2 protein-coding genes and 1 pseudogene are annotated in these 2,483 nt (G+C 63.1%); 2 read left to right on the top strand and 1 reads right to left on the bottom strand.

What is annotated here, in order from left to right:
* Positions 1-427 precede the first annotated feature (427 nt).
* Together EN893_RS28975 and EN893_RS28970 are read left to right on the top strand one after the other, a co-directional pair.
* Complete coding sequence (locus EN893_RS28975) at positions 428-1,042, top strand: hypothetical protein (protein ID WP_127267004.1); 615 nt, start codon at positions 428-430, stop codon at positions 1,040-1,042.
* 111 nt (positions 1,043-1,153) lie between these two features.
* Positions 1,154-1,306, top strand: a pseudogene (locus EN893_RS28970) (SDR family NAD(P)-dependent oxidoreductase); the annotation flags it as partial.
* A gap of 87 nt (positions 1,307-1,393) precedes the next feature.
* Here EN893_RS28970 and EN893_RS28965 read toward each other — a convergent pair.
* A complete protein-coding gene (locus tag EN893_RS28965; protein ID WP_013530631.1) occupies positions 1,394-2,299 on the bottom strand; it encodes a S1C family serine protease in 906 nt (301 codons plus the stop codon).
* Between the last annotated feature and the right edge of the window lie 184 nt (positions 2,300-2,483).

Here is a 2,483-nt window from a genome sequence, read left to right as displayed (position 1 = left end):
GCACAGCACCACGTCGATGGCTTCCTTCGGCGTGATCGACTTCAGTCCCGACCCCACCTTGTGAACCTTGATCCACACTTCGGTTTCCGTGGCGTGGTGCTTGCCGAGCCAGGCGTAGAAGCTGCCCGCATCCGGAAACTCGTGCACCTTGTCGGGATCGACCTTGACCGGCGCCATTAGCCGGCCTGTTTGTTCAGTGCCGCTCGCGCCACCATAGTTCCTGCTCCCACTGTCGTATTGCCTCCCGCGTTGTGCCCATCGTCATCGCCCGGCATGTGGCACAGATCGCTGTCAGTTTTCGTCAGTTGCGTCACCACAAGCTAAGGAAAGCATCCCGCGCGACTTCGTCGGGGAGAAGAGAGGGCGCGCGATATTCCACCGCCATGCTATAGAACCGCAAGGTGTCAGTCTGGGGGAATATGCCACCATGAAATCTCTGCTGCTCGCTTTTCTATCTTTGCTGTTGCCGAGCCTCGCCCTTGCGGAGCCGATCGAAACCCGGAAAATCGTCACGGCTGTGACTGGCGACTTCGACGGCGATGGCGCCGTCGATCTTGCCATGGTGGTCGAGACCGAGCCCGGCCAGCCGATGGACGTCCACTTCTTCCTCAGGGACAAGGAGCACAATTACCTCAAGCCTGTCGAGATCGTGCACGAGCAGGTCCACGGGGAATGGAACGGCTACGACCGGCCGGGCTACGAGAACTCCGACACCGAGCCGGAACTGACGATGCTGCCCAACGGTTCGATCAAATTCTACCTGCCAGCGATGCCGGTCGGCAGCGAACGGACCGACATGACGCTGACCATCGCCTGGCGCAACGGTGCCTTCATCGTCGCCGGCTTCGCCTATAACCATGATGACTATTTGAAGGAGAATGCCGAAAGCGCCTGCGAGTACAATGTGCTGACCGGCAAAGGCACCAGCAGCGAAAAGCAGCCGGACGGCAGCACCAAGCACAAGACCGTCTCGGTCGAAGGCCAGGCCATCGCTTTCAAGGACTGGAACCCGGGCGCTGCCTTCGCCGCTTGCGGCAACTGATCGCCCTGCATCATCGGCGTTTCCGATAGCGCTATCGGTTTCTTCCGTTTTCACTTGCCGTACCGAACTGCCAATTCCCTGCCCTTCTCCATCCAAGCAAAGGCAGTGCGAATGAGCATTTCAAATCAGAAAATCCTGATCGTCGGTGGCGGCTCCGGCATGGGTCTGGCGCTGGCCCGGCGCTGCGTTGAGGCTGGGGCCAGTGTGATCATCGCGGGGCGCGGCGAGAACCGGCTGCGACAGGCGCGTGAGGCGCTGGGCAATCCCGACGAGGCCCTGGCCGCGATGGCCGAGCGGCTGCCCGTCGGGCGAATTGGCAACCCGATGACATCGCCGACGCCATCGACGCGTCTACTGCAGTTGCGGCTTTTTCAGAAAACTGCCGCGGTCGGCCGATTTGACGCGCAGCCAGGTTTCGCGGCCGTCGCGCAACACTCGCATCGGAATCTCGGCCCCCGCCGAGCCGCTTTCCCACAGTTTGCGATAGAAATCGGCCAGCCCGTCGACCGCGCCGTCCCGGATGTCGGAGATGATGTCGCCCTGGCGCAGGCCGGCCTTGGCCGCCGGGCCGCCCTCGGTCACGCTCATCACCACCACCCTGCCGTCGCTTTCGGCCGACAGGGCGCCGAGCCACGGGCGCGGCGGCTTGGCCACCTGGCCGCGTGTCAGGAGGTCGTCGAGAATGGGCGGCAAAAGATCGATCGGCACCACCATGTTGATATCGGCGACCTCGCCGTTGCGGCTCATCTGCAGGCGCAGCGAACCGATGCCGAGCAGCGAGCCGTCAGCGCCGAACAGCCCGGCACCGCCCCAGGAGGGGTGCGCCGGTGCAATGAAGATCGCCTCGTCGAGCAGATATTCCCAATAGCCGGCGAATTCCTGCTTGGTGACGATCCTGGCCTGCACCGACTGGCCGATGCCGTCGGCCAGCACGACGGCGTCGCCGATCCTGGCCTTGCCGGCATCGCCCAGCGCCACGGCCGGCAGGCCGAGCGGCGCCAGCGCCTGCACCAGGCCAAAGCCCGATTCCTGGTCATAGGCGAGCGCGTGCGCGGGGATGACGCGGCCGTCATGGCTGGTCAGCCAGACCTCTTCCGCTTCGGTGATGAGATAGCCGATGGTCAACACCAGCCCGTCATTGCGAATGACGACGCCGCTGCCTTCCCTGAGCGTGCCGAGCGCCCCGGCTGTAAAGGCATCTTCGGGGACAGTGGCCCGCACGGCAACGACCGAGCGCGGATTGGGATTGATGGTCATGCTTTTGTCCTGGGTGGGCTTTGGCGACATCTTCTATAGGTATGCCACGCCGGAGAAGGCGCAAGGGTAAGGAAGTGCCCAATTGCCGATGTTGGCCCTGCGGGCATCGATAATAGTTCAACGCAAGTTGAACTTACACATCCGCAGCCCTAGTTTATGGCGACCTGCCATCCTTCCCCGACAC

The sequence above is a fragment of the Mesorhizobium sp. M7A.F.Ca.CA.004.04.2.1 genome (assembly GCF_004022825.1).
Classification (GTDB): domain Bacteria; phylum Pseudomonadota; class Alphaproteobacteria; order Rhizobiales; family Rhizobiaceae; genus Mesorhizobium.
Note: the sequence above shows the minus strand (reverse complement) of the source record. Positions and strands in the feature narration are given on the sequence as shown.

Excerpts from the sequence above, each read along its gene's own strand:
- EN893_RS28975 (WP_127267004.1), top strand. The coding sequence starts at position 428 with ATGAAATCTCTGCTGCTCGCTTTTCTATCTTTGCTGTTGCCGAGCCTC.
- EN893_RS28965 (WP_013530631.1), bottom strand. The coding sequence starts at position 2,299 with ATGACCATCAATCCCAATCCGCGCTCGGTCGTTGCCGTGCGGGCCACT.